Annotated in this window: 7 protein-coding genes and 1 rRNA gene; 5 read left to right on the forward strand and 3 right to left on the reverse strand. The window is 33.4% G+C overall.

Annotation, left to right across the window (positions count from 1 at the left end; genetic code table 11):
• Nucleotides 1-746: 746 nt before the first annotated feature.
• Both E7276_RS12720 and E7276_RS12725 read left to right on the forward strand, forming a co-directional pair.
• Nucleotides 747-1,457 (forward strand): hypothetical protein, encoded by a 711-nt coding sequence (locus E7276_RS12720; RefSeq protein WP_294218299.1) that lies wholly within the window; start codon nucleotides 747-749, stop codon nucleotides 1,455-1,457.
• Nucleotides 1,458-1,492: 35 nt separating this feature from the next.
• Nucleotides 1,493-1,900: a PaaI family thioesterase gene (locus E7276_RS12725; protein ID WP_294218301.1), complete on the forward strand. Its 408-nt coding sequence runs from the start codon at nucleotides 1,493-1,495 to the stop codon at nucleotides 1,898-1,900.
• Nucleotides 1,901-2,115: 215 nt separating this feature from the next.
• On the opposite strand, the gene E7276_RS12730 is transcribed toward E7276_RS12725, so the two are convergent.
• Nucleotides 2,116-3,123 (reverse strand): Gfo/Idh/MocA family protein, encoded by a 1,008-nt coding sequence (locus tag E7276_RS12730; protein WP_294218303.1) that lies wholly within the window; start codon nucleotides 3,121-3,123, stop codon nucleotides 2,116-2,118.
• Between the two features lie 78 nt (nucleotides 3,124-3,201).
• The gene (locus tag E7276_RS12735) at nucleotides 3,202-3,378 is read right to left on the reverse strand and encodes a hypothetical protein (protein WP_294218306.1); all 177 of its coding nucleotides are present in this window, start codon (nucleotides 3,376-3,378) and stop codon (nucleotides 3,202-3,204) included.
• Nucleotides 3,379-3,588: 210 nt separating this feature from the next.
• Here E7276_RS12735 and E7276_RS12740 point away from each other — a divergent pair, with 210 nt between their 5' ends.
• Complete coding sequence (locus tag E7276_RS12740) at nucleotides 3,589-4,767, forward strand: aldo/keto reductase (RefSeq protein ID WP_294218309.1); 1,179 nt, start codon at nucleotides 3,589-3,591, stop codon at nucleotides 4,765-4,767.
• A gap of 3 nt (nucleotides 4,768-4,770) precedes the next feature.
• On the opposite strand, the gene E7276_RS12745 is transcribed toward E7276_RS12740, so the two are convergent.
• Entirely contained in the window at nucleotides 4,771-5,844 is a 1,074-nt protein-coding gene (locus E7276_RS12745; RefSeq protein ID WP_294218312.1) for a metallophosphoesterase, read from the reverse strand.
• A 172-nt stretch (nucleotides 5,845-6,016) separates the two neighbouring features.
• On the opposite strand from E7276_RS12745, the gene E7276_RS12750 reads away from it, so the two are divergent.
• Together E7276_RS12750 and E7276_RS12755 are read left to right on the forward strand one after the other, a co-directional pair.
• Nucleotides 6,017-7,228 (forward strand): EAL domain-containing protein, encoded by a 1,212-nt coding sequence (locus E7276_RS12750; RefSeq protein WP_294218315.1) that lies wholly within the window; start codon nucleotides 6,017-6,019, stop codon nucleotides 7,226-7,228.
• A gap of 412 nt (nucleotides 7,229-7,640) precedes the next feature.
• Nucleotides 7,641-7,709 (forward strand): 16S ribosomal RNA (locus E7276_RS12755); the annotation flags it as partial.

Genomic DNA, 7,709 nt, shown 5'->3' on the forward strand with positions numbered 1-7,709 from the left:
TAATAGGTCTCCTATAAATCATGTCATATATTTATGAATCTTATACAAACTCATTGTTTGCTGTTATTTAAATATAACACATAACACATAATAAATATCTTAAGGCACTAAAATATTCAATAGCATTTCTAGTACTTAAATATACAAATGAAATTATATACTATAAACCCAATAAATGCAATAATCCAATGAAAGACTATATGTATATAATGTATCAAAAAGTAATAAATGATAATAAGTAATATAAAGAAATAAAATAATAAAAGTACAACAAGGTATTAAAAGCAAATAAATAATATAAATAAAACAAATAACAAAGAGAAAGTAAATCACATATATAATAAAAATAAAACAAGGCAATAAAGGAAATGATGTAATAAAAATATTAGACAGAACTAAAATACATAAGATATGTTAAATAACTATATTAACAAAGACGGCTAAAAGGAATATGAAAACTATTATAACAAATAGAGTTATAATAACTTAAATCATAATAAGAACTAAAAGAACTATAGATGGCCTAAAACGGCAAATTTTCCTATTTAATAGCTTATAGCATGTTTGCTAGAGCATGGAATTAAAAACGCCTGTAGGGATGCATATGGATGTTACAAAGCTATATTAAACGGATAGACTGAAATATTTTATCAATTCTTCGCAAAAACATAATTTTTTCATACATAAACACTAACATAAAACCTAGAAAAAGCAAAATCAATGCCAATTTGTACAGGGGGTAGATCATGAATAAGAGAATATTAGTGACTATTCTAACAATGACTTTTGCATTTAGTTCATTAGTTGGATGTGGAAACAAAGAGAATTTAGAAAGTGAAACAAGTACTCAACAGGAGGAAAATAAGGAAGAAGTGACACCGACAGTTGAAGAAAGTCAAGCAGAAGAAACAAAGGAAGAAGAGATTGTAGATACATTGCCAGCGTATGAGTACCCAGGCCCAGAGCTTTTCTATTCAGTATTATATGGATATGTGGTTGAGGATTTAGGTCAACATTTTGATAATGCTGGAGTATTAATTCCTAGTATCAGTATCATCAATATAGACGAAAACAATAAAGATGATCAGTTAGTATATGGAGATTATTGGATTTTCAGTTACAAACTGAATGGTCAAACTTTGGAGTGTACTGCAGGTGGTGATTTCCCAGGCGTAATACATATAAAGCAAACTGATGATGGTTATGAAGTTACAGGATTTGATAAAGTGGAAGATGGAAGTAATTTTGATTCCAGTGCGAAAGAGCTGTTTGGTGAAAACTATGATGCTTTTATGGAACTATTATCAAATTCAGATGAAAAAGAAAAGATCAGAGCTCAGATTATTGCAAATTATGTATTTGCAAATGACCTTGATATTATAGAATACCAAGATACGGGATGGGATCCAGTTCAACTTCCTGAACAAAATATTGACACATTCTACAGTGACCTATAGCATAGTAATACAAAAAGACCTGAAAGGATAATGACATGAATGAAGAAATACTTGCTATGCTAAAGCCATCAATAGATGCTAATGAGTTTGTAAAACACAATCATATTGTGATAGATGAGGTAGATATTAATGGAGCCACTGCTCATATTGATATAGTTCCAGAAACATTAAATGTTTTAGGAATAGCCCATGGAGGCGCACATTTTTCCTTGGCGGATACATGCGCAGGTTATTCATCAAGAGCAGATGGAAGGCAGTATGTCACTCAACAATCAAGCTATTACTTTATTAAAGCTCCACATGGTGGGAGAATGATTGCAAAAGGAAAAGTAGTTAGCAGGACCAGAAAATTATGTGTTGTAGATGTGGACGTTACAGACGAAGAAGGCACACTATTAAGTAAAGGTTCATTCACTTTAGTGTGCGTTGCTAATCACTTATAATTAATAATATCTAAAAATATACCGTTCTTTGAATGCTAGGCAGATGCCAAACAATCAGAGAACGGTTTTTTACAAAATAAAAAGGCTGCCCGCCAGCAGCCTTTTTGGGAGAATGATATATGAAAAAGTTTTTATCGCTCTTGCGATGATGTAATAATATAACCTGTTTTTGTAGTCTACCTGTTTGTAATGTGATGGAAAACTGAAAATTAGATTTAAAAAGCAGAATCTAGAATTCGCATAACATCAAGGCTTTCTTCTAAATAATTATTAGCAGCTGCAATATCATTCTCGGCAATAATACGAGCAAAATCTTTGAATTCTTGAGTCATTCTATGATGGACTGGTGCTGGGATAAATTCATCAACAGCAGCTGCTCTAACCTTAGAACCAGAAGAATCCTTTTTTGTAGAATCATCAGCACTATCGTAGGTAACAACAGTGAGATTTGGCGCTGTATTTGGCTTGCCATCAATTTTCATATAGCCTTTTTCCCCTTGAACTGAAACAAAACAAGGGCTATCTGAATCCTTAGCGCCAATACATACGGCAGTAAATGTGGGATAAGTAAGTACCAAAGCTCCAGAAGTATCAATACCATTAAATCCTCTATTAGGAAAATACTGGACATTTTCTGGTAGGCCTAATAATGCAGCAACGTAATGTATATTGTATATATTTATATCTCTTAAAGAACCACCTAAAGAGCTTGGATCAAAGGAATAGTCAACATCACCATTCAAATATCTATCATAGCGACTAGAGTATTGAGAATAGTTGGCAATTACCATTTTTATATTTCCGAGCTTAGGTAAATCAGTTTTCATTTTGTTGAAAACTTCGTTATGTAAGACTGTAATAGCCTCGAATAAGAAGCAATTATGAGCTTTCGCAATTTCAGCAAGCTCAATAGCCTCAGAAAGTTTGCCAACAAAAGGCTTCTCTAGAATTACATTTAAATTATTCTCTAAAGCCTTCTTAGCGTATTCATAATGAACACTATTAATTAAGCCTATGTATACTGTGTCAATATCAGCATTCTTAATAAGCTCGTCATAATCAGTAAAAATGCTTTTTATACTATATTTTTCCGCAAATCCTTCGGCTTTGTTTTTACTGTGTGGCCTAGCAAAGATTGCATTTATAGATATTTCTTCAATTGGCGCCATAGCCACTAGAGCTTCCGTAACGATTTTTCCAGTACCAAGAACAGCAAGCTTCATAATAATTCTCCTTAATAAAATAATAATGCTATCATTATATCATGATAGCATTAGAAATATATATGAAACTAATTAACTTTAATTATTGGAAAAAACAATGGCTTCATCCTTATAAGAGATTCCATTGTAGTCGTGTTTATAAGGAACAATAGTACGTTCAATCTTGGGACAAACAAAATGATCGTCAACATTAATTACTATTTCTGTATTTGGGTCGTATTGGCTTAATTTTTCAATAACATCTTTGATTCTCATTATAAACATCACTCCTCTTAAAAAAATACACCCGGATATAATATTATAAACAGTAATATATAACAAGGACCAAAAAAAGAATAGTGAGAAATAAAGAGAGTTAATTATAGAGGTTATTGAGGTTTATATAATTATTGAAGAAAATTATAGATGTGATACAATTAGATTGCGTTCAATATTGATAAAGAAGTTATTATTACAGAGGGTGCCATGGAATATAGAAAGAATAGAAATGGGGAAGCTATATCAATTTTAGGATATGGTTGTATGCGATTTACAACAAAAGCCGGCTCTATCGACATTGATAAAGCAGAAAAAGAAATATTAAAAGCTTTTGATGCAGGAATCAACTACTATGATACTGCATATGTATATCCAGGCAGCGAAGCTGCTTTGGGAGAAATATTGGAGCGTAATCAGATTCGTGATAAAGTTAATATCGCCACAAAATTGCCTCAGTATCTTGTTAAGAATAAAGACTCCTTGGACAAATATTTTGAGGAAGAATTAAAACGTTTAAAAACAGACTATATCGATTATTATCTAATGCATCATATGACTGCAATAAACCAATGGACTAAATTAGAAAGTCTTGGAATAGCAGATTGGATTAGAGAAAAGAAAGAATCTGGCAAAATAAGAAATATAGGGTTTTCATACCACGGAAATACAGAAGATTTTATTGGAATACTTGATGCCTATGATTGGGATTTTTGTCAGATTCAATACAACTATGTGGATGAGCATACACAAGCAGGAGCAAGAGGATTAAAGCATGCGGCTGAAAAAGGCATTCCTGTGGTTATTATGGAGCCTTTAAGAGGTGGTAAATTGGTTAACCTATTGCCTGAAAAAGCCAAAAAAGCTGTCGCAGCATACAATAAGGGCTATTCACCTGCTGAATTAGGCTTGAGATGGCTATGGAATCAACCTGAAGTTACATGTGTCTTATCTGGAATGAATTCAGTAGAAATGGTTGAGGAAAACTGCCGCATCGCATCTAATGTGAAGGCAGGAGAGTTTGATGAAAATGATTTCGGTTTAATTAATGAAGTCAAAGCGGCAATTCAAGAAACAGAATTAGTAGGTTGTACCGGATGTCGGTACTGCATGCCTTGCCCAAAAGGTGTAGATATTCCTGCATTGTTTAGATGCTATAACATGACAACCTTGGAGAGCAAATCAGCTGCTAGATTTGAATATGCCCAAACAGTTGGCTTAAAAAGTGAACCAGCTTTTGCTAGCCAATGTATAGGATGTGGAAAATGCGAGCAACATTGTCCACAAAGTATTCCAATAAGAAAGGTAATTAAAGAAGCTGATAAAGTTGTACGTCCATTACCTTATAAAATAGGAATAAATATTGTAAGAAGATTCTTCAAGCTTTAGCTATTAATTGCCATTAATATCAATTATTACATACTCAGAGCGTGTGCCTGTTTTAAAATATAAGGCCCAATCAGAAATGCCTGAGGATACAATGAAATTGGTATCATTATGTGTTTCTAAACCATAAGTGCTATCGTCAATACCAGATAATACGCCAAAATGAGTAATAGGAATCATCTGACCACCATGTGTGTGTCCGCATAAAACTAAATCAGCCGCGGAAGCGGCTTCAGCGGCATAATCAGCAGGCTCGTGATCGATTACGATTATATATTTGTTTTCATCTATGTCACTTAAAAGCTCCTGGATTGACGCACGATTAGGAGTAGTATTTTTATCTGCTCTACCTACAATATAAAAAAGATTATCAACGAGTTCATATTCATCTTCTAGAATATGGACTCCATTTTGTATTAGAGCATTTTCTAAATCAGCGGCTGAAAAATCTCTACTATCAAAATAGCCCTTGTCATGGTTGCCATAAGCGAACCATACACCATATTTAAAGTTGGTATCACCAAGTGCTTCGCAAGCCTTTTCCATATCCACGCGTTTTGTATCATCATCAACATAATCTCCTGAAATGATAAGCAAATCAGGATTTTGTAAAGAAATTGTTTTAATATGTGCGGCAAAGCCTTCACCATCGAATGTAGTACCTATGTGAGAATCTGTGATTAGAGCAATTTTTAAAGCCCCCAAATCCTTATTGGTTGTGAGCTGGTAATCAGTTTCAACAACAGAAAAACACAGGTAGTAACCTGTACCTAGAAATATAATAGAAGAAAAAAGCGCAAGCCAACCCTGCCAGTAGACGCGGAATGAGTGCTTACTTAGTTTCCCAATGATGAAACCAATTAAACCGAAGAGTAGAAAGAAAAGGGTAGTATAAATTGTAATAAGGAGCGCATTCATCCATGTCAGTTTAAAAGCAAAAAAGATGAATACAGCAATTATTAATATGAAGGCAATTATATTATTCTTGATGGCACTAAATCTAGAAATCGATTTTGTCATATAAATAATTCCAAAGATTGAAGCTGCAATAGAACCTACAAACATTAGAATCCAAATCATAATAAGCCTCCTAATTAGTAATTACATGTTAATATAGAAGAAATGTGTGTCATATTTGTATTTTAACACTTTGAAATATGAAAAATAAAATATTGACAGGTTAAAATAGTGATATTATACTGTTGCAGTTTACTAGTGTGTGTTTTATATAACGTTTAGGATAATTAGTATAATGAAAGATACTTTATTACAAGACATAGTAGCTGCCATGGAGAGTCATGAGCTACAAGCTTTTTATCAACCACAATATAATGCAAAGAAGGGAGTAATAGGCGGAGCAGAAGCCCTTGTAAGATGGGTCAAGAACGACGGTACAATTGTTCCACCAAGTAAATTTATTCCTGATTTAGAAGAAAGAGGGCAGGTTGGTATTGTTGATTGGTTTGTAGCAGAGGAAACATGTAGAACTATAAAAGCGCTGGGAGCTAATGCCGTTCGTATCAGCGTAAATTTTGGCCGCGAGCATGCAAATGATCCATTGTTTGTTTCCAAGCTAGATGCACTTATAGAAACATATGGAATAGAAAAAGAGTATCTTGGAATAGAGATAACAGAATCTAACATAGCTGCAGATAAAAATCAGGTAATCCAATGGGTTAATGATATAGAGCGCGCTGGTTATTTAGTTTTAATAGATGATTTTGGCTCAGGCATGTCATCCTTATCGTTTGTAAAAGACATTCCAGCAAAAGTGCTAAAAATAGATAGGTCATTTTTAAATGATAATTGCCAAACAAAAAAAGGACGTGTTGCGCTTGAGTCAATATTCTATTTTGCTCATAGATTAAATTTGATTACAGTAGTAGAGGGAGTTGAGACAAAAGAGCAGCTTCAATTTATAAACACTTGTGACTGTGATTACATACAGGGCTTTTTATTTTCAAAACCAGTTCCTAAAAATGAATTCTTACATATGTGTACTGATGAAGCTCCAGTGGAAGTCAGCTCAATGGAACCATTTGAGAATGATGCGGCTGTATTCGAGCAAGTAAGAGTGCTAATAGAATCTGTATATAAAAAGTTTCAATTAATAAAGTTCGCAAATATAAGTAAGAATTCTTATACCTTCATGCGACGTGAGAACTTTCTCAATATGATTATTCCGGAAACAGGTGCATATGATGATTGCCTAAAACGTATTGTTGATATAACAGTTCCTGAATCTAAGGATGCTGTAGAGAATGCTTTTAATAGAAGGAATCTTTTAGAGGCTCACAAACGTGGTGACAAATGTGTCCTTCGTATTGTGAAGCAACTAGATGATAATGGTGACATACATAATGTTGCTATAGAAGATTACTTTATAGAGAACCCAGCAAGCAAAGATGTGTTCATTGTTTCGTTTATTCAAGTACTAGATTTCATCGAAGATGTAATTGTATAAATTAGCGGCACAATTCAAACAAAAAGCTATTATTCCTTGAAATGATGGACTTTAATAAAAAAGCGAAAAACCCGTTGACACTAGAGATTATGGGTGATATTATAATCAAGCACTGAGGGACAGCAAGTCACACAGAGCAAAACGAAAAAGTAGATTGATAACTGAACAGTGAAACAAACCTTGAATTAATACAAGTTAATTGGTAACAAGCAAGCTTGTTACTTACACAACCTTTTCTTTGAAAAGATTGTGAATTACATGTATCCTTGAAATTCATTTAGTTTCTAAGAAGAAACAAAACCTTTATTAAACGACAATGATTTTCTTTGAAAATCGTTGTCTAGTAAGAATCTTTGATTCTTACATTTGCAGTAAACAAGTCAGTTTTATACTGATTCGGAATTAAACTTTTTAACATGAGAGTTTGATCCTGGCTCAGGATGAACGCTGGCGGCGTGCTTAACACATGCAAGTCGAACGA

Source organism: Pseudobutyrivibrio sp., assembly GCF_015057185.1.
Lineage (GTDB): Bacteria > Bacillota > Clostridia > Lachnospirales > Lachnospiraceae > Pseudobutyrivibrio.

Excerpts from the sequence above, each read along its gene's own strand:
- E7276_RS12720 (WP_294218299.1), top strand. The coding sequence starts at position 747 with ATGAATAAGAGAATATTAGTGACTATTCTAACAATGACTTTTGCATTT.
- E7276_RS12725 (WP_294218301.1), top strand. The coding sequence starts at position 1,493 with ATGAATGAAGAAATACTTGCTATGCTAAAGCCATCAATAGATGCTAAT.
- E7276_RS12730 (WP_294218303.1), bottom strand. The coding sequence starts at position 3,123 with ATGAAGCTTGCTGTTCTTGGTACTGGAAAAATCGTTACGGAAGCTCTA.
- E7276_RS12735 (WP_294218306.1), bottom strand. The coding sequence starts at position 3,378 with ATGAGAATCAAAGATGTTATTGAAAAATTAAGCCAATACGACCCAAAT.
- E7276_RS12740 (WP_294218309.1), top strand. The coding sequence starts at position 3,589 with ATGGAATATAGAAAGAATAGAAATGGGGAAGCTATATCAATTTTAGGA.
- E7276_RS12745 (WP_294218312.1), bottom strand. The coding sequence starts at position 5,844 with ATGATTTGGATTCTAATGTTTGTAGGTTCTATTGCAGCTTCAATCTTT.
- E7276_RS12750 (WP_294218315.1), top strand. The coding sequence starts at position 6,017 with ATGAAAGATACTTTATTACAAGACATAGTAGCTGCCATGGAGAGTCAT.